Origin of the sequence: Blautia fusiformis (assembly GCF_020686995.1) — a bacterium.
GTDB lineage: Bacteria > Bacillota > Clostridia > Lachnospirales > Lachnospiraceae > Blautia_A > Blautia_A fusiformis.
Map to the genome: position 1 here is coordinate 16964 of NZ_JAJEPT010000003.1, position 17377 is coordinate 34340.

The following is a 17377-nucleotide window of genomic DNA, read 5'->3' on the forward strand; positions in this document are numbered from 1 at the left end:
GAGGTATATAAGATGATTGAAATTGTATTTGGTGAAAGTGCCTGTGGAAGTTTGAAAATTGCCCAAACTTACGGTAAGGGAAAGTATAGAGGAAGTGCAGTTTCGGTCTTTATGAGGCACGAAGATGGGAGTGTTCCATCTTCAGATGAAATGAAAGAAGCACAAATTCAAGCACAGGAACAAGAACATATTGCTTGGGAGAATGCTATTCCATTGGGAGGCAAGAGCAGTGATGTTTATTGTTTTGATATGGCTCTTAGTGTGGGAGATATTTCTGATAATGGAATTGGCGAACAGCGGAAAAATGTTCTCAAGAAAATGCTGTCTGTCTGGTTTGTAGAGGATTTAGACTATCAGGTTGAAGAAAAAATACAGAAAATTAAAACTACATTGTCTTCGGTTATTGAACGATATGTAGCTGGGGAAGAAGTTCGTATTTGGTATAGCTATAATCCGGATGAACTTTGCGGTATGTACTGGCTTATGAAACAACTTCGACCATTAAACTGTCAGACAACAATTTATTTGGTTAAGTTACCTGCCTGGGAATATGGAAAAGAAAATACTATGACATCCAAAATAGCATGGGGTGAGGTTTCTCCTGGCGAATGGGGAAAATATATAACTCTACAAGAAAAAGCTAAGCCTGTATTTCTTTCAGCTTGTGCTATGAAATGGAATCAACTTCAAAATGAAAATGCACCTTTGCGTGCAATGCTAAATGGTAAATTGCAAAGTGTTTCAGAAGATATATATGATAGTTTCATTCTTCGTGAAATTGCGGAACAGCCAGAGCAATTCAAAATGGCTATTGTTATAGGTAATGTTTTAGGAAAATATCAACTTGGAATTAGTGATGTATGGATTTCTAATCGCATTGATAAAATGCTTGAAGATGGTGTGTTGGAAATTATACAGGACGCACCAAAGGGAGAAACAAATTATCGCCGGATATTAAGAAAACGAATGAAATAATAACCACAGCAAGAACCGCTGCTACATGGAAGGCACCCCAACCATGCAACAGCGGTTTTTTTTACCGTTTTTTCCTCTGGCTGATAGGCGTTCCCATTTTCTTTGATTTTTTGAGAATCCGAATCAGCCAGCGAAATTCTTCGTCTGACAGATTTTTATAGTTGATACCGAGCTGCTTGCAGTAAAGGACAACCAGCTTTTCATCCCGGCTGCCCTTGAAATTTTCGACTGCTTCGAGATTTTCTTTCAATTCATCGGCAACGGTGGTCTGGGGCGCACTCTCACTGTCCTTTTTGTGGGCTTCCCGAATATCCCGGATAATCAGGTTGAGGTCATCCAGAACCATGTGACTGAAATACTCATCATCACTGATATGGGCGGCTTGCAGCACTTTCAAATGCGGGTCATCTTCGCCTGGGCGATACCGTTCAATGATTTCATGCCGGACGGTATCGACAAGTGCATTGAGGTTTTGAATCTGCATGGTAGCAATCCCGTCCACATAAATCTCAATATCTGCAAGAAACTTGATAAAATCTTTATGTGTAGCAAGCTCACAGAGCAGACGGTTGTTAATCCGACCGCTTTTCAGCAGTGCCACCATCTCATCATTCAAATGCAACTCCGTCAATGGTGTGTTGATCTGCTCCCTGTTCTCTATCCGGCACAGTAGATAATCAACAGAGACCCCATAGAAGTCTGCCAGCGTGATAAGGTTGCCATGATTGATTTCCTTAAAATCCTCTTTTTCATAACTTCCAAGAGCTGATTTGGAAATGCCTGTCAGCTTTGATAGTTCTTCCAGATTTAAGCCTTTGTCCTTGCGGAGTTCCCAAAGGCGTTCCTGTATGCTTGTTGCTCCTTTCATGGGCGCACGCTCCTTTCCAATGGTTTCATTGCTGCCGCTTATCTGGATTATATCACACTTTCCGCAATCGTGGAAATTTCTGATTTTTACCCCTAATTCCTACTTTGTGGACATACGGCACAGGGCACAAAAATGTTCTATGATACAGGTAGTTCATCGATGGATTATTCCAATCGAATGACCAGCCTGTGTGGGATATGCTTCCCCGGCGATGTAGCGCCATGACTTTTGGCAGGGATGTGGAGGAACCCTGACCGAAACGAGCGTACCAAAGGGAGCGATACGCCGCTGTGAGATTCAGGGGAGGAACGACACCGGGGAGAACTGGCGAACTGACACCGAAATGATACCGAAACACGACAATCTGATAGGGGGATAGTCTACCCTATCGCTGATACTTCGGGAGATTTTAATCGGCTCTATGACCGTAATTTTGCCGAAAATCGCCCCGAAACCATACACTAAAACGGGAGGAAATACAATATGCCGAGAATGAGCAAAAAGAGGAAGCATGAGCTTTCCTTTTACCTCAATGACCGGGGGCGTGTCACTTACAACGAATTATGCCGGAAATGCCAGCATGGGTGCAAGCAGAGCTTCCGGGCGGTTGTGATTGACTGCCCCCGTTATTTATCCAAACGATCAAAGAAAAAGGAGGAACACACCGAATGAATTTTGAATTTATGACGATAGACACACCATTGCCGCCCTGTATGCCATTTCCCAGAGCGTTGACAGGATTTCCAGTCAGCAGCACCGCAAAGGTCATGTACTGCCGGATGCTGGACGCTATGCTATCCAAAGAGCAGGAGGACGAGAACGGAATCCTGTTTGTCTGCTTCCCTGTCACAGCCATTGCCGCAGTCCTGTCCCGCAGTCCCATGACGGTCAAGCGTTCTCTGAATGAACTGGAAAACGCCGGACTTATCATGCGGGTGCGTCAGGGCGTGGGAGAACCGAATAGGATTTATGTGCTGATACCGGGAAAGGAGGACGCTGCCCTTGCCTGATACCTCGAAGCTGGAAAAGCTCAACCGGGAGCTGGAGAAAAGCGAAAAGAAACTGCGGAAAGCCATCAATGATGAAAAGGCATTGCAGCACCAGTTAAAGCAGCTTACCCGAAAGGAACGGACGCACCGGCTCTGCACTCGTGGCGGTATGCTGGAAAGTTTTCTGCAAGAGCCGGAACGCCTAACAGATGATGATGTCATGCTGTTGTTGAAACTCATTTTTCACAGGCAGGACACGCAGGAACTATTGAAAAAAATGCTGGAACGGGAGAAGCCGGAAACCCCTTAGTTTACTAAGGGCGCAATTATACACCACCCAGAGGTTGGTGCATTGCGTTCTCCGAAGGCTCCTCGCCGGAGGGCTGTGATTTTCCGCAGTCATGGTCTGCTCCAAATCAAACAGGGGACGCTACGCTTCCCCTGCGCTGGCTGCCGCCAGCTACCCTTTTGTGGACTTGCCATCTGGGGACACCTTGCGTTGCAAGCTGTTCCCAGCCGACAAGTTTCATAAAATATGCTATCTTTTCGATAAGCAATAAAGTATAATGAAGTCAGTAATAAATTTAGAAATTGAGGTAAAGTTATGGCATCCAGCAAAGAATATTTAGAATTTATTTTAGGTCAGTTATCTGACTTGAATGAAATTACCTATCGAGCTATGATGGGCGAATTTGTCATTTATTATTGTGGTAAGATTGTAGGCGGTATCTATGATGATAGATTACTTGTCAAACCAGTAAAATCAGCAATAAGTTATATGCCAACGGTTTCGTATGAGTTACCTTACGAGGGAGCAAAAGAAATGTTGTTGGTAGATGAAGTTGATAATAAAGAGTTTTTGACAGGATTGTTTAATGCTATGTATGAAGAATTGCCTACCCCTAAATCGAAAAAGAAGAAATAATAAAATAATAATTTGAGAGGAAGTATTACTGATGGAAAAGTTTAAGCCGTTTATTATACCTGTGGCATTATTGGTTCTAATTGACCAGATGGTTAAAATAGTAATTTCAAAAGTATTTATGAAATACGAATTTGATATAATAGCCAAAGTTTTAAGATTTAATCCAGAACTAAATACTCGTTTATCTTATGCTGGCAATTTCTTCGAATTATTATCAAGTCCGTTTGTTACCATTTTATTGAATGTGTTTGTTTTGTTCCTCTTTTTATCAGGATATATGCTATATCAGGCAAAAAGAGCACATACAAGTTTTTGGGTAAAAATGATAATGATTTGTGGCATATCGGGATGTTTATGTAGCTTGATTGATAAGGTGTTTTGGGGTGGAAGTTTAGATTTTTTGCAGATACCTACCCTTTTTATTTTTGATTTGAAAGACTGCTATCTTACAGTTGCAGAAGTTATATTTGTTGTTATTGGAATTTTGAATAGCAAAGAAATATCGGTTAAAGAGTATTTACATTTTTGTTGTAACAAATTTAGCTTGTAAACTTCTGGTTTATTATTTCTTATACATCGGGTCAACTTGTCCCGAACTTTCACAACTAAATACCCGCCACCTACAAAGCGGCACACCGAGCAGGAAATCTAAAAAAGATCTCCTGCTTTTTTTCTGCCAAAAATGAGGTGGTAAAACTCCACCCCATCCACCAAGCATAGAAAGGAGGGACACAAAATGCCATGTCCACACAACGAAATCACGATTGTACAGCGAAGCCAACAGCAGTCTGCGGTTGCCGCCGCTGCCTACCAGAGCGGCGAAAAGCTGTTCTGTGAATACGACCAGGAAGTGAAGCACTACCCGGAAAAGCGTGGTATCGTCCACAATGAAATCCTTCTTCCGGCAAATGCCACACAGAAATATGCAGACCGCAATACCCTATGGAACGCCGCCGAAGCGGTGGAGAAACAATGGAACTCCCAGCTTGCAAGGCGGTGGGTGCTTACCATCCCCAGAGAGATACCGCCTGACCAGTACGCTGTCCTTGTACGGGAGTTTTGTGAGCAGCAGTTTGTTTCCAAAGGCATGATTGCTGATTTTGCAATCCATGACCCCCATCCGCCGGGACACAATCCCCACGCCCATGTCCTGCTCACTATGAGGGCAATGGACGAACATGGGAAATGGCTTCCCAAGAGCCGCAAGGTTTATGACCTTGACGAGAATGGGGAACGGATCAAACTTCCGTCCGGAAGATGGAAAAGCCACAAGGAGGATACGGTTGACTGGAACGACCAGAAGTATTGTGAAATCTGGCGGCATGAATGGGAGGTCATCCAGAACCGCTATCTGGAAGCCAATGACCGCCCGGAGCGTGTGGACTTGCGTTCCTATGCCAGACAGGGGCTTGATATAGTCCCTACTGTCCATGAGGGAGCTGCTGTCCGGCAGATGGAAAAGCGGGGTATCCAGACGAATATCGGAAACCTGAACCGGGAAATCAGAGCTGCCAACAATCTGATGAAGTCCATCCGGCAGCTTATCCAAAACCTCAAAGGCTGGATTACCGAGCTGGGCGAAAAACGGAAAGAGCTGCTTGCACAAAAGGCGGCGGAGGAAGCAACACTTCTTCCCAATCTGCTGATGAAGTATATGGCGATACGAAAAGAAGAACGGAAGGACTGGACAAGGGCTGGACAGAACCGGGGGACTTCACAGGACTTAAAGGCAGTCAGCGAAGCCCTGTCCTATCTCCGGCAAAAGGGGCTTTCCACTGTGGAGGACTTAGAAGCATTTCTGGAATCCTCCGGGAAATCAGCCGCAGATTACCGCAATCAGATGAAGCCAAAGGAAGCCCGAAGCAAAGTGATTGACGGGATTCTTGCCAGCCGGACAGACTGCAAAGAATGTAAGGCTGTCTATGAGAAGTACCAGAAGATATTTTTTAAGAAAACAAAGGAAAAATTCAAACAGGAACACCCGGAGGTTGCCCGGTATGCGAAAGCCACCGCCTACCTTGCCAAGCACCCGGACGATAAGGACAGCACCCAAAAGGAACTGCAAGAGGAGCAGGAAACGCTTCTGGAAGAAATTGCAGCCCTGAAAATACCGTTGACCGAGGTACAGGAGGATTTGAAGAAGCTGCGGGACATCCGCTACTGGGTACGGAAAGCCACCCCCGGCACAGAAGAAAGCAAAGAGCCGCCCAAGAAGCAGCCCCTCAAAGAAGTCTTGCAGGATAAGGCGGACGAGAAAAAAGCACAAAGAACTGCCCCGGTGCAGACAAAACACAAACAACAGGATATGGAACTTTAACAGGCACTTGCCATTTTCAGATTGAGAATGTCAGGTGCTTTTCTTTTTTTCAAGGAGGGATAGATTTGAATGTATTTGAAGCTGTGAAGCAGTCCGTCACAACAAGACAGGCTGCGGAGCATTATGGAATCCGTGTAGGCCGGAACGGGATGGCTTGTTGCCCGTTCCATAACGATAAAACCCCAAGCATGAAGCTGGATCGGCGTTACCACTGCTTCGGCTGCGGTGCGGATGGGGATGTGATTGATTTTGCCGCCGCTCTGTATGGGCTGGGAAAGAAAGAAGCCGCCGTACAACTGGCACAGGACTTCGGGCTTTCCTATGAGGACTGGAAGCCGCCGGGAAAGGCGAAAAAGCCCAAGCCCCGGCAGAAATCCCAGGAGGAACAGTTTCAGGAAGCAAAGAGCCGCTGCTTCCGTATTCTTGCCGATTATCTCCACCTACTTCGAGTGTGGAGAAAGGAATATGCCCCGCACTCCCCGGAGGAAGCCTTTCATCCCCGGTTTGTGGAAGCCTTACAGAAGCAAGCCCAAGTGGAATATCTGCTGGATGTGCTTCTGTTCGGGGAAACAGAGGAAAAAGCGGCTTTGATTACGGACTACGGAAAGGATGTGATACAGCTTGAACAGCGAATGGCAGAGCTTGCAGCCGCAGACGCAGCAAGAACTAAAAAACACCATGAACGCCATGCAGCCGCCCCAGAGCATTGAGGAAATCAAGGCGGGGCTGGAAACTACCGAGAAAGGCGGTGTGCGTCAGAGCATACGGAACTGCCTGACCGTATTCCAGCGTGACCCGCTGCTCTCCAGGGCTATCGCATACAACATCCTGACTGACCGCAAGGACATCATAAAGCCCATTGGCTTCCACAGAGAAAGCACCGCCTTAAACGATACGGATATGAAGTATCTGCTTCTCTATCTGGAAGAAACCTATGGGCTTACCAATGAGAAAAAGATTGATAACGCCATCGGGATTGTGGCGAATGAAAACAAGTACCATCCCATCCGGGACTATCTCAATACCCTTGTGTGGGACGGGACAGAGCGAATCCGTTTCTGCCTGCGGCACTTTCTGGGGGCTGACGCAGACGATTACACCTATGAAGCGTTGAAGCTGTTCCTGCTGGGTGCAATCTCACGAGCCTTTCAGCCGGGGTGTAAGTTTGAAATCATGCTCTGTCTGGTAGGCGGTCAGGGGGCTGGCAAGTCCACCTTCTTCCGTCTGCTGGCAGTCCGGGACGAGTGGTTCTCCGATGATTTGCGGAAGCTGGACGATGACAATGTGTACCGCAAGCTGCAAGGTCACTGGATTATCGAAATGTCGGAAATGATGGCAACCGCCAACGCCAAGAGCATTGAGGAAATCAAGTCATTTTTAAGCCGACAGAAAGAGGTCTACAAGATACCTTATGAAACCCACCCGGCAGACCGCCCCCGTCAGTGCGTGTTTGGCGGCACTTCCAATGCCCTTGACTTCCTGCCTCTTGACCGTTCCGGCAACCGCCGCTTTATCCCGGTCATGGTGTACCCGGAGCAAGCCGAGGTTCACATTTTGGAGGACGAAGCTGCTTCCAGAGCCTATATCGAGCAGATGTGGGCAGAAGCTATGGAGATTTACCGAAGCGGCAGGTTCAAGCTGGCTTTCAGCCCCACCATGCAACGGTATCTCAAAGAACACCAGCGGGATTTTATGCCGGAGGACACCAAAGCCGGAATGATACAGGCGTATCTTGATAAGTACACCGGGAGCATGGTCTGTTCCAAGCAGCTTTACAAGGAAGCCTTGAACCATACCTTTGACGAGCCGAAGCAATGGGAAATCCGGGAAATCAACGAGATTATGAACCAGTGCATTACCGGCTGGCGGTACTTCCCGAACCCAAGAATGTTTTCCGAATATGGCAGACAAAAGGGCTGGGAGCGTGAAAACCCGGCAACGGACTTATGCAACCCGTCTGAAAAAACGATGGATGGTTTTGTGGAGGTCACAGAACAGATGGAGCTTCCATTCTGAAAATGACCGCCCGTTGCACCCCCTGTTGCTATCCCGTTGCCGAGCCGGTTGCCGGGGAAAACCCCTTATTTCCGGGCTTTTCTCCCCTATGACAACCAAAACAACAGAAAAATAAAAGAAAAGTATAAATAGTAACCATCGCCAGATTGAGATTGTTTGCAAGGTCTTTTGAAGCCCGTTGCCGGACTTCGTTGCCGACACCCTCTGTCTGGCTATTTTCATGTATGGAGGATAACTGCCTATGGCAAAAAACAAAACAGAGATTCATGTGACTACTGTGTTTGACGGGGAACTGGACGCAACCGATGTGTTCGTCAGCCTGATTTCCCAGAAATACGGCAAAACAAATACGAAAGAATATCTTGCTAAAAAGAAAGATATGAAGTATAATGAAGATGAGGTTCAAAAGAGCCAGATACCGTCTGGATTGTGTGGGTAAATGGCTATGATGAACGAAATGGAATACAGAACAATCGGTTCGGCACTTGCCGGAGGGTATCGTGCAGCGGTCTATTGCAGGCTGTCAAAGGACGATGACCTGCAAGGCGAAAGTGCCAGTATCGCAAACCAGCGTGATATGCTGGAAAAATACTGCGAAAAGCAGGGATGGGAGGTTGTGGCAGTCTATCAGGATGATGGCTTCACAGGTCTTAACATGGAGCGTCCTGATTTACAGAGAATGTTGAGAGCCATTGAGCGCAGGCAGATCAACCTTGTCATCACGAAAGACCTCAGCCGACTGGGGCGTAACTATCTGCAAACCGGGCATTTGATTGAGGACTTTTTCCCAAGAAACGGTGTCCGCTATATCGCCATGAATGACGGTATCGACACCCTGCGGGATAACAACGATATTGCCCCGTTCAAGAATATCCTGAACGAGATGTACAGCAAGGATATTTCCAAGAAAGTCCATTCCTCTTATCTTCTGAAAGCGCAGAAAGGACAGTTTACCGGGTGTCTTGCCCCGTTTGGATATCGGAAAGACCCAGAGGACAAAAACCATCTGCTCATTGACGAGGAAACCGCCCCGATTGTGCGGCTGATTTTCGGATATGCCCTGAACGGTCATGGTCCGAACTATATCCGCAGACGGCTGGAGGAAGAAAAAATCCCCTGCCCCACATGGTGGAACCGGGAACGGGGGCTTCGCAATACCCGCACCAAATGGGAAAAGAAAGACCCGGAAAACGGGCGGTATATGTGGGACTTCTCCGTTATCAAAGACCTTTTGATGAATCCCGTCTACACCGGGGCGATTGCTTCCCAGAAAAAAGACTACCGTTTCAAAATCGGCACGATTGGGGAAAAGAAGCCGGAGGACTGGATTGTGGTGGAGGGACAGCATGAACCGCTGATTGACCGCATGAGCTTTGACATTGTGCAGAACAAGCTGAAATCTCGCCAGCGTCCGGGGCAGACCAATGAAATCAGCCTGTTTGCCGGATTGATAAAATGCGGCGAGTGTGGGAAGTCACTGACGATACGCTACACAAACGCAAAACATCCCCAGCAGATTTATTCCTGCAAGACCTACAATGCCTTTGGAAAGAACCACTGCACCCAGCACCGGATTGACTATGACACCCTTTGCAGCCATGTGCTGCGGAAAATCAGGGAATGTGCCAGAGCTGCCCTGATGGACGGGGAAGCGGTTGCCGACCGCCTGACCAATACCTGTGAAACCGAGCAGCGGGAACAGCGGGAAGCAATGGAACGCTCCCTCACAAGGGACGAGGAACGGATTGAGGTTCTGGACAAAATGGTAATGCGGCTTTATGAGGATATGATTGCAGGGCGTATCAGTGAACAGAATTTCAACACCATGCTGGAAAAGACACAGACCGAGCAAGCGGAGCTTAAAGCAAAAGTGTCCGAGGGCAGGAAGCGGCTGTCCGATGAAGTCCAGCTTGCCAATGACGCAAAACAATGGGTGGAAGCCATTCAGGAATACGCCAATATCACAGAGCTGGACGCAGCCACCCTCAACCGCTTAATCAAAGAAATCGTCGTGCATGAGCGCATTGACGAAGATAAAACAAGACACATTTCTATCGAAATTCATTTTAATCTCAAACCCATCCCGGAGGTGGAACAGGTCACTGCCTGACCTGTCCCGCCGGGACGGTTCTCTTAAAAAATACCATATAGATTTTTTGTACGCCGCCGCCCGCCATCGAGCAGAGTTTTACACCTAATTGGGGATAAAACAGCTCATGGCGGGCGGCGGTGTCGTTCTGATCGGCCTTCAGCTTATCCCTCTGCTGTCCGGCCTGTTCAGCTAAGTGTCACCCGTTGTCCCTTTTTCCAGAAAAGGAGCTGATGTATGGACTTTATCATCGACGCAATCGTTGAATGGCTGAAAGGTCTGCTCGTCGATGGTATCATGGGAAATCTGGATGGCCTTTTCGATAACGTCAATCAGAGCGTTGGCGAGATCGCCACACAGGTAGGCACGACCCCGGCGGACTGGAACGCCGGGGTCTTTTCCATGATACGACAGATCTCCGAAACTGCCATTCTGCCAATCGCCGGGGTCATCCTCACTTTTGTTATGACCTATGAACTGATACAGATGCTCATAGAACGCAACAACCTCCATGAAGTTGACACATGGATGTTTTTTAAGTGGGTGTTCAAAACCTTTGTGGCTGTGATGATCCTGACGAATACCTTCAATATCGTGCTGGCGGTCTTTGATGTGAGCCAGCATGTGATCCAGCAGTCAGCGGGCATTATCCAGAACGGGACAGAGATCACGCCGGATGTGCTGGACAGTCTGCGGACAGAGCTTGAGGCGATGGAGTTAGGCCCTCTGTTCGGACTCTGGCTCCAGTCCTTCCTGATCCAGCTTACCATGATTGCCTTAAACATCGTGATTTTCGTCATCGTATATGGCCGTATGATTGAAATTTATTTACTCACAAGTTTAGCGCCTATCCCGTTTGCCACAGTCCCCAACAGGGAAACCGGACACATGGGGCAGAACTATTTCCGCTCCCTCTTTGCGGTGGGCTTTCAAGGTCTATTGATCTTAGTCTGTGTCGCCATCTATGCGGTGCTGATCCAGAGTATCGCCACCGACGGCGACCCCATCGGGGCGATCTGGGGCTGCGTGGGATATACGGTGCTGCTGTGTTTTACCTTATTCAAAACAGGCAGTCTTGCAAAATCCATCTTCGGCTGCCATTAAGAGACTTCGGGCCATGCTGACCCGAAGCGGAAAGGAGGCGGTATGCCTCGGCGTTACAAACAGGGTGCGGACGGACAGCCGCACCCGGCTTTCTATGGAAAGCTCCCCGAAGAATTTTCTAAAGCAGACACCATGCGCTTTATGGTGGAAACCGATCTGAAACTGTCCGGGTGCGTATCGGCGGACACGCTGGCGGCACTCCGGGCGGAAGGCTATGACTACAAGGACGGGAACCTTGTTCCCGCCGGAAAGGAGGAAACCATGCAGGAAAAGGTTGCAAACACCACCCCGGCCGCACCGTTGAAGCTGGATGTAAGCGTGCGGGTCATCGAACCTGTGAAAAATCTCATGGGCTTTGCCAGCGTGAAATTCAATGACTGTTTTGTGGTGGAAAATCTGAAAATCGTACAGGGCAGCAAGGGCCTCTTTCTTGGGATGCCCAGCCAGCCGGACGGCAAAGGCGGCTATCGGGATATGGCCTACCCTGTCACAAAGGAGTTCCGGGAACAGCTCAATACCGCTGTTCTGCAAGCCTATGAGGCAAAGCTGGAACAGATGGCGGAGCGCGGCTCTGTGGGGCGTGCGTCCATCAGCGACCAGCTCAAAGCCGGAAAAGCGGCTGCCGAACAGGCAAAGGCAGAGCGGCCTCCGAAGGAAAAGCCCAGCCGCAGTGCAGAGCGTTGACCTCGGGCCATGCTGGCACGAAGCAGAAAGGAGGCGGGAACCATGCCACGCAAACGGACGGGCTATGACGCGGCCTGCTATTACGACGGAAAACTGCTGGGCCGCTGTACCAAAGCGGACAGCGACGCCTATACCCTGTTGATGAACGCCTGCGACGGGGAGGCTGCCCGTGTTCTTCGGGAATATGCCTATTTTTCCCCAGAACTGAAAGCCATCTTGGAAAAGGCGGCGCTCATGCAGGCGGACCGGAGCCGGACGGGCGGAATGTTCCATGCGCCGAAAAGCTCCCCGTGGGGCGAGGTGCAGAATTGTGAAACCCTCTGTCCGGGGGTGTTTTTGGTATCTACCGCCAGCCACGGCGGAACGATGGTGGCAAACGAGGTAGCCGCCGTTCTCTCCCCAGCGGCCAAAAAATGCGGCTTCAAGGACAAGGGCTATATCTGCTATGAGGAGGACGCACAGGAAAGCGTAGTGCTCCGGGAGCTGCTGGACAAAAAGCTGTGGAAAATCCCTGACCGCATTAAGGACAAAGGACAGTTTGAAGAAAAACTCAATCAGTCCATCCGGCAGCATAATCCCGAATACTGGCGGGCAAGGCAGAGCGGACGAGAGGCCGCCGAAGCTGCCCGCAGCACAGCCCCGGCCAAAGAGGCCGCAAGATAACCTCGGGTCATGCTGGCCCGAAGCAATTAAGGAGGTGTACTTAAATGGCCTATGTGCCAGTACCAAAAGACCTTTCCAAAATCAAGACAAAGCTGGCCTTCAATCTGACGAAGCGCCAGCTTGTTTGTTTTTCCGGTGCGGCGGCGGTGGGCCTCCCGGCTTACCTGTTTTCCCGTGGCAGTATCGGGAACAGTGCCGCCATGTTCCTGATGATTGGCCTCATGCTCCCGTTCTTCTTTCTGGCTATGTATGAGCGGGACGGCCTGCCGCTGGAAAAGGTGCTGAAAAACATCATCCGCACCCGGTTCCTCTATCCCCGGGTGCGGCCTTACAAAACCGAAAACTTCTATGCGCTGCTTGGCGCCAGAAAGGAGGCGCAGCCGATTGCAAAACAACAGAAGGGCCGGAAAGCCCGCAGGCAGAAAGCCTGAAAAACATGGCCTTACCGGCCTGTTCACGAAAGGAAAGAACATTCCCACCACCGCCCAGCAGACCCTCCCTTACCGGGAAATGTACCGGGACGGGGTGTGCCGGGTAGCGGACCGCTATTACACCAAAACCATTGAATACGAGGACATCAACTATCAGCTCGCACAGTCCGAAGATCAGGCGGCCATCTTTGACGGGTGGAGCGCCTGCCTCAACTACTTTGACAGCAGCCTTCCGTTCCAGCTTTCCTTCCTCAACCACCGGAGCCGCCCGGGCAGCCGGTACAGCGTGAACATCCCCATGCAGGATGACGATTACAACAGCGTCCGGTGTGAGTATGTGGAAATGCTGGAAAACCAGATCGCCAAAAGCAACAACGGCATTGTTCGCACAAAGCTCCTGACCTTCGGCGTGAACGTGGACGACCTTTCCACCGCCAGGGCAAGGCTGGAACGTGTAGAGGCGGACATTTGCGGGAACTTCAAAAAGCTGGGCGTCAAGTGCCGCTCCCTTTCGGGGCTGGAACGGCTGGAGCTTCTTCACGGGCAGCTCCACCCCGGCAGCGGCTCCCCCTTCCGGTTTTCATGGGATATGATCCCCAAAACCGGGCTTTCCACCAAAGACTTTATCGCCCCGGACAGCTTCGATTTTCGTTTCAGCCGTCTGTTCCGGGTGGGGACGACTTGGGGCGCTGCCTCCTACTTGCAGATTTTGGCCTCGGAGCTCTCGGACAAGCTGCTGGCGGAGCTTTTGGAAATGGACGCGGAAATGACCATCACTCTCCATATCCAAACCGTCGATCAGGCCGCCGCCGTGAAATCTATCAAGGCCAAAGTCTCCGACATTGACAAGATGAAGGTGGAGGAACAAAAGAAGGCAGCCCGGTCAGGGTACGACATGGACATACTTCCGCCCGACCTTGTAACGTACAGCAACGACGCAAAGACCCTTCTGGAAGATTTACAGAGCCGGAATGAAAGAATGTTCCTGCTGACCTTCCTTGTGGTAAACATGGCCCCGACCCGCCGGGAGCTGGACAATGACCTGTTCACGGTGTCGGGTATCGTCCAGAAATACAACTGCACCTTGAAGCGGCTGGACTTCCAGCAGGAGGATGGTTTTCTTTCCAGCCTTCCGCTGGGCCATAACGGCATTGAGATCAAGCGTGGCATGACGACCAGCTCCACGGCCATTTTCGTTCCCTTTATGACGCAGGAGCTCCGCATGGATGGCGAAGCCGTCTATTACGGGCTCAACGCACTTTCCCATAACGTCATCATGGCAAACCGGAAGAAGCTCAAAAACCCCAACGGCCTGTTCCTCGGTGTGCCGGGTTCCGGCAAATCCTTTGCCGCAAAGCGGGAGCTTGTGAACGTGTTCCTTGCCACCCGTGACCGGATCATTGTGGTGGACCCGATGGGCGAATACTCGCCCCTTATCAAGCGGCTGGGCGGACAGGTCATCGAGATCGCCCCGGACAGCCCCCACCACATCAATCCGATGGACATTGATTTGAGCTTTGACGAGGAAAACCCGATGGCGCTGAAAGCCGACTTTATCCTGTCGCTGATGGAGCTGATCGTTGGCGGCAAGGACGGCTTGCAGCCGGTGGAGCGGACCGTCATTGACCGCTGTGTGCGCCAGATGTACCGGGAACATTTGCAGGACCCGGAAACAAGCAAAATGCCGACCCTCCAAACCCTGTATGACCTGCTCTGTTGCCAGCCGGAGGGCGAGGCGGTACGGCTGGCAACTGCCCTTGAAATCTATGTGTCGGGTTCCCTTAACGTGTTCAACCATGAAACCAATGTGGATCTGAACCGCCGTCTGGTATGCCTTGACTTAAAAAAGCTGGGGGCCGGACTTCGGACGATTGCCATGCTCATTATGCAGGACTTGGTAAACTCGCAGGTGTCCATGAATTTCCTGCGCGGTATCGCTACATGGTGCTACTTCGACGAATTTCATGTGCTGCTCCGTGACCGACTGACGGCAAGCTACTGTGTGGCGATCTGGAAAATGCTCCGTAAGAAGGGCTGCGTACCCAGCGCCTTAACGCAGAACGTGAAGGATTTCCTTGCCAGCCCGGAGATTGAGAACATCTTTGAAAACTCGGACTTCCTTGTGCTGCTCTCGCAGGCACAGGGGGACCGGCAGATTTTAGCCAAACAGCTTGGGATCAGCCCCCACCAGCTTTCCTATGTGACCCATACCAATTCCGGCGAAGGGCTGCTGTTCTTCGGGAACACCACCATCCCGTTTGTTGACCGCTTCCCGCAGAACACAGAGCTGTACGCCATTATGACCACCCGCCCGGAGGACAAAAAACAGGAAATGAACTGGGCATAACACACTTCGGGCCATGATGGCCCGAGGTTTGGAAAGGAGGGATACATCATCGGAAAGAAACCGGATAAACGGAATTTTCAAAGGCCGGGGCCGACGGAGGATACCGGGAGCAATCGCCCCGGACCGGCTGAACGGGAAGGGCCTTCCCCCGCACCATCCCGACGCCTGCGGTTTAAGGACGAGGATACCGGGCAGGACAGTCCTTCGGGCCATGATGGCCCGAAGTCCAAAAGCGGCAAGTTTCAAGAGGACAGACGGAAAAGCCGTCCCTCTGACCGCATGAGGCAGGAAGATGAAGCGGACGGGCCGCAGGATACCGGCAAGGCACAGGAGCCGGAGGGCTCCGCCGAGAAGGCCGGGAGCAAAAAGGACAAGTACCAGAAAGCACAGGCAAAAGCGGAACACGCCGGGGAAAAGCTGGGAAAGGCCCGGGAGAAACTGGACAAGACCGAGGCAAAACGGGCAGCGAAGAAGCCGCCGGGGCTTGCGAAGAAAGCTGTCCGGGGAGCCCGCACCGAAGCATGGTTTTATCTCCACAACAAAATCCACGAAGTTGAGCATGAAAATGTGGGTGTGGAAGGAGCCCATAAGTCGGAACTTGTGGCCGAGGCCGGAGCCCGGAAACTGACCCGGTATGCCAAACGGAGATACCGGGAACACCCGGCCCGGAAGGTGGCAAAGTGGGAACGGAAGGACATAAAAGCCCGGGCCAATGTGGATTTTCAAAAGATGGCCTCCGAGCACCCGGAGCTTGCCAGCAATCCGCTTTCCCGTGTGCAGCAGAAATGGAAACTGAAACGCCGGTATTCCAAAGAAGCAAAGGCGGCTGCAAAACAGGGCGCAAAGGCCGCAAAGAAAACCGCTGCCGCTTCGGGAACTGCGACCCGTCGGGCGGCGCAGTTTGTGACCCGTCATCCCGTGGCGGTGCTGGTCCTGCTCCTGCTGTTGCTGCTCTGTTTTCTTGTGTCGGCGGTAAGCTCCATCTTTCCCACGCTTGGCAGCGGCCTTGCCAATGCGTTATCCGGCACCTCCTACGCCTCGGAGGATACGGACCTGCTGGGCGTGGACGAGGACTACACGGCACTGGAAAACGAGCTGGCGCAGACGGTAGCGAACATCGAAAGCACCCATCCCGGCTATGACGAGTACCGCTATTCCGTGGACGAGATCGGCCATAACCCCTATGAGCTGGCATCCTATCTCTCGGCAAAGTACCATGTGTATTTCCGGGAACAGGTGCAGGACGAACTGCGGGAGATCTTCGAGGCACAGTATGAGCTGACCTTGACGGAGGAAGTCGAGATACGCTACCGCACCGAAACCAGCACCGACCCGGAGACCGGGGAAACCACCACCGAGGAAGTCCCCTATGAGTATTACATTCTCAATGTGACCCTCACAAACAAGACGCTGCCCGCCGTGATCCTGCCGAGGCTTAACGAACAGCAGCGGGAAATCTACACCGTTATGCAGCAGCTCAAAGGCAACAAACCCTATCTGTGGGAAGGGATTTACAACGGTGGCGAAGATACCGGCCCCAGCTATGAGATACCCGGCGAGGCGCTGGATGACCCGGCTTTTGCGGCGCTCATGGAAGAAGCCACAAAGTACATCGGCTGGCCCTATGTGTGGGGCGGCTCCAGCCCGTCCACCTCTTTTGACTGTTCGGGCTTTGTCTGCTGGGTGTACACGGCCAGCGGCGTCCACAACCTGCCCCGTACCACGGCGCAGGGCATTTATAACCAGTGCGCTATCATTTCCCCCTCCGAGGCAAAGCCCGGCGACATTATCTTTTTCACGGGAACCTATGACAGCCCCGGCCCTGTGTCCCATGTGGGGATTTATGTGGGCGACGGGATGATGCTCCATTGTGGTTCGCCCATCCAATACGCAAACATCAATTCAAGCTACTGGCAGACACATTTCTATGCCTTCGGGCGTTTGTGAGCCAGAGGAAAGGAGTCCTTGC

General features: G+C 50.9%; 18 protein-coding genes and 1 pseudogene. 18 read left to right on the top strand and 1 reads right to left on the bottom strand.

Annotated elements, in window-relative coordinates; translation table 11 throughout:
• The first annotated feature begins 12 nt into the window (after positions 1 to 12).
• Positions 13 to 975, top strand: coding sequence for a DUF3658 domain-containing protein (locus LKD46_RS03605; RefSeq protein ID WP_014078537.1), 963 nt, complete (start codon positions 13 to 15; stop codon positions 973 to 975).
• Positions 976 to 1036: 61 nt separating this feature from the next.
• Here the strand turns inward: LKD46_RS03605 and LKD46_RS03610 are convergent, their stop codons facing one another.
• Positions 1037 to 1843 (bottom strand): helix-turn-helix domain-containing protein, encoded by an 807-nt coding sequence (locus LKD46_RS03610; RefSeq protein ID WP_006873172.1) that lies wholly within the window; start codon positions 1841 to 1843, stop codon positions 1037 to 1039.
• 483 nt (positions 1844 to 2326) lie between these two features.
• Here LKD46_RS03610 and LKD46_RS03615 point away from each other — a divergent pair, with 483 nt between their 5' ends.
• The 17 genes and pseudogenes from LKD46_RS03615 to LKD46_RS03695 all read left to right on the top strand — a co-directional run bounded on the left by LKD46_RS03615 (position 2327) and on the right by LKD46_RS03695 (position 17355).
• On the top strand, positions 2327 to 2515 hold the full coding sequence (locus LKD46_RS03615; RefSeq protein WP_054328105.1) for a hypothetical protein: 189 nt from the start codon (positions 2327 to 2329) through the stop codon (positions 2513 to 2515).
• Positions 2512 to 2853, top strand: coding sequence for a replication initiator protein A (locus tag LKD46_RS03620; RefSeq protein WP_054328106.1), 342 nt, complete (start codon positions 2512 to 2514; stop codon positions 2851 to 2853). The genes LKD46_RS03615 and LKD46_RS03620 overlap by 4 nt, the downstream gene beginning before the upstream one ends.
• The gene (locus LKD46_RS03625; RefSeq protein WP_009296086.1) at positions 2846 to 3142 is read left to right on the top strand and encodes a DUF3847 domain-containing protein; all 297 of its coding nucleotides are present in this window, start codon (positions 2846 to 2848) and stop codon (positions 3140 to 3142) included. Before LKD46_RS03620 ends, LKD46_RS03625 begins: the two co-directional genes overlap by 8 nt.
• A 294-nt stretch (positions 3143 to 3436) precedes the next feature.
• The gene (locus tag LKD46_RS03630) at positions 3437 to 3757 is read left to right on the top strand and encodes a TfoX/Sxy family protein (protein WP_109258346.1); all 321 of its coding nucleotides are present in this window, start codon (positions 3437 to 3439) and stop codon (positions 3755 to 3757) included.
• A 31-nt stretch (positions 3758 to 3788) separates the two neighbouring features.
• Complete coding sequence (locus LKD46_RS03635; RefSeq protein WP_109258347.1) at positions 3789 to 4307, top strand: signal peptidase II; 519 nt, start codon at positions 3789 to 3791, stop codon at positions 4305 to 4307.
• A gap of 186 nt (positions 4308 to 4493) precedes the next feature.
• A complete protein-coding gene (gene mobQ, locus LKD46_RS03640; RefSeq protein WP_227573814.1) occupies positions 4494 to 6074 on the top strand; it encodes a MobQ family relaxase in 1581 nt (526 codons plus the stop codon).
• A 65-nt stretch (positions 6075 to 6139) separates the two neighbouring features.
• Positions 6140 to 6784, top strand: coding sequence for a CHC2 zinc finger domain-containing protein (locus LKD46_RS03645; protein WP_227573815.1), 645 nt, complete (start codon positions 6140 to 6142; stop codon positions 6782 to 6784).
• The gene (locus tag LKD46_RS03650) at positions 6753 to 8090 is read left to right on the top strand and encodes a virulence-associated E family protein (RefSeq protein ID WP_151165356.1); all 1338 of its coding nucleotides are present in this window, start codon (positions 6753 to 6755) and stop codon (positions 8088 to 8090) included. Before LKD46_RS03645 ends, LKD46_RS03650 begins: the two co-directional genes overlap by 32 nt.
• A gap of 241 nt (positions 8091 to 8331) precedes the next feature.
• The gene (locus tag LKD46_RS03655) at positions 8332 to 8529 is read left to right on the top strand and encodes a hypothetical protein (RefSeq protein ID WP_054328110.1); all 198 of its coding nucleotides are present in this window, start codon (positions 8332 to 8334) and stop codon (positions 8527 to 8529) included.
• Positions 8530 to 10200: a recombinase family protein gene (locus tag LKD46_RS03660; protein WP_227573816.1), complete on the top strand. Its 1671-nt coding sequence runs from the start codon at positions 8530 to 8532 to the stop codon at positions 10198 to 10200.
• Positions 10201 to 10291: 91 nt separating this feature from the next.
• Positions 10292 to 10375 (top strand): annotated as a pseudogene (locus tag LKD46_RS03665) (Maff2 family mobile element protein); the annotation flags it as partial.
• A gap of 41 nt (positions 10376 to 10416) precedes the next feature.
• Positions 10417 to 11283, top strand: coding sequence for a VirB6/TrbL-like conjugal transfer protein, CD1112 family (locus LKD46_RS03670; protein ID WP_005927637.1), 867 nt, complete (start codon positions 10417 to 10419; stop codon positions 11281 to 11283).
• 42 nt (positions 11284 to 11325) lie between these two features.
• Complete coding sequence (locus LKD46_RS03675) at positions 11326 to 11967, top strand: septation protein SpoVG family protein (RefSeq protein WP_015567066.1); 642 nt, start codon at positions 11326 to 11328, stop codon at positions 11965 to 11967.
• A gap of 9 nt (positions 11968 to 11976) precedes the next feature.
• The gene (locus LKD46_RS03680) at positions 11977 to 12630 is read left to right on the top strand and encodes a DUF7007 domain-containing protein (protein WP_227573817.1); all 654 of its coding nucleotides are present in this window, start codon (positions 11977 to 11979) and stop codon (positions 12628 to 12630) included.
• Positions 12631 to 12674: 44 nt separating this feature from the next.
• The gene (locus LKD46_RS03685; protein ID WP_195656529.1) at positions 12675 to 13061 is read left to right on the top strand and encodes a PrgI family protein; all 387 of its coding nucleotides are present in this window, start codon (positions 12675 to 12677) and stop codon (positions 13059 to 13061) included.
• A complete protein-coding gene (locus LKD46_RS03690; RefSeq protein WP_408611426.1) occupies positions 12979 to 15408 on the top strand; it encodes a VirB4-like conjugal transfer ATPase, CD1110 family in 2430 nt (809 codons plus the stop codon). Before LKD46_RS03685 ends, LKD46_RS03690 begins: the two co-directional genes overlap by 83 nt.
• Before the next feature lie 279 nt (positions 15409 to 15687).
• Positions 15688 to 17355: a C40 family peptidase gene (locus LKD46_RS03695; protein ID WP_005927625.1), complete on the top strand. Its 1668-nt coding sequence runs from the start codon at positions 15688 to 15690 to the stop codon at positions 17353 to 17355.
• Positions 17356 to 17377 lie beyond the last annotated feature (22 nt).

Bases quoted from the DNA above. Each gene is read 5' to 3' on its own strand.
- LKD46_RS03660 (WP_227573816.1), top strand. From the start codon at position 8,530: ATGGCTATGATGAACGAAATGGAATACAGAACAATCGGTTCGGCACTT.
- LKD46_RS03605 (WP_014078537.1), top strand. From the start codon at position 13: ATGATTGAAATTGTATTTGGTGAAAGTGCCTGTGGAAGTTTGAAAATT.
- LKD46_RS03615 (WP_054328105.1), top strand. From the start codon at position 2,327: ATGCCGAGAATGAGCAAAAAGAGGAAGCATGAGCTTTCCTTTTACCTC.
- LKD46_RS03635 (WP_109258347.1), top strand. From the start codon at position 3,789: ATGGAAAAGTTTAAGCCGTTTATTATACCTGTGGCATTATTGGTTCTA.
- LKD46_RS03690 (WP_408611426.1), top strand. From the start codon at position 12,979: ATGCGCTGCTTGGCGCCAGAAAGGAGGCGCAGCCGATTGCAAAACAAC.
- LKD46_RS03685 (WP_195656529.1), top strand. From the start codon at position 12,675: ATGGCCTATGTGCCAGTACCAAAAGACCTTTCCAAAATCAAGACAAAG.
- LKD46_RS03610 (WP_006873172.1), bottom strand. From the start codon at position 1,843: ATGAAAGGAGCAACAAGCATACAGGAACGCCTTTGGGAACTCCGCAAG.
- LKD46_RS03680 (WP_227573817.1), top strand. From the start codon at position 11,977: ATGCTGGCACGAAGCAGAAAGGAGGCGGGAACCATGCCACGCAAACGG.
- LKD46_RS03675 (WP_015567066.1), top strand. From the start codon at position 11,326: ATGCCTCGGCGTTACAAACAGGGTGCGGACGGACAGCCGCACCCGGCT.
- LKD46_RS03655 (WP_054328110.1), top strand. From the start codon at position 8,332: ATGGCAAAAAACAAAACAGAGATTCATGTGACTACTGTGTTTGACGGG.
- mobQ (WP_227573814.1), top strand. From the start codon at position 4,494: ATGCCATGTCCACACAACGAAATCACGATTGTACAGCGAAGCCAACAG.
- LKD46_RS03650 (WP_151165356.1), top strand. From the start codon at position 6,753: ATGAACGCCATGCAGCCGCCCCAGAGCATTGAGGAAATCAAGGCGGGG.
- LKD46_RS03630 (WP_109258346.1), top strand. From the start codon at position 3,437: ATGGCATCCAGCAAAGAATATTTAGAATTTATTTTAGGTCAGTTATCT.
- LKD46_RS03670 (WP_005927637.1), top strand. From the start codon at position 10,417: ATGGACTTTATCATCGACGCAATCGTTGAATGGCTGAAAGGTCTGCTC.
- LKD46_RS03620 (WP_054328106.1), top strand. From the start codon at position 2,512: ATGAATTTTGAATTTATGACGATAGACACACCATTGCCGCCCTGTATG.
- LKD46_RS03695 (WP_005927625.1), top strand. From the start codon at position 15,688: ATGAGGCAGGAAGATGAAGCGGACGGGCCGCAGGATACCGGCAAGGCA.